At 60.5% G+C, this 478-nt stretch carries 1 pseudogene; it reads right to left on the bottom strand.

The window, feature by feature from the left end:
* Positions 1-478: pseudogene (locus tag H6B10_RS15300) on the bottom strand (carbohydrate-binding protein); the annotation flags it as partial.

Genomic DNA, 478 nt, shown 5'->3' with positions numbered 1-478 from the left:
CATGCAGGGTGCCATGCTGCGCTTCCAGGCCGGCGGTGTAGCTTTCCAGCTCTTCCACATAGGCCGTCACGCGGGCTTCCCGTTCACCGGCATCATCAATGCCGTACAGGTCCAGCACCGGGATCTGCACACCGCCGCTGACACGTACCGAGTACTGGTCCGCACTGTTGTTGCCGGTGTACTGCACATACAGCGGGCCGACGTGTTCGGCGTCAAAGGTAACCAGTTCCGGCACCATGATCTCGTTGCGGCCGATCTTCAGCGCAATGGATTTGGAGAGCTGGCCGTACTCGGCATTATACTGGGTCACAACCAGCTGCAGGGCCGCGTTGCTTCCGGTAGTGCCGTTGTTGCTGCCCACATAAATGATCAGTTCTTCCCCTGCCTGGGCGGTGACACCCAGCGGCTGCCAGGCATTCAGGCCGGTAAAGCCCAGATGTCCGTCCTTCTGCGCGGTGATACCGGTATGGACCTGTAC

Origin of the sequence: Gemmiger formicilis, assembly GCF_016901605.1 — a bacterium.
Classification (GTDB): domain Bacteria; phylum Bacillota; class Clostridia; order Oscillospirales; family Ruminococcaceae; genus Gemmiger; species Gemmiger formicilis_B.
Note: the sequence above shows the minus strand (reverse complement) of the source record. Positions and strands in the feature narration are given on the sequence as shown.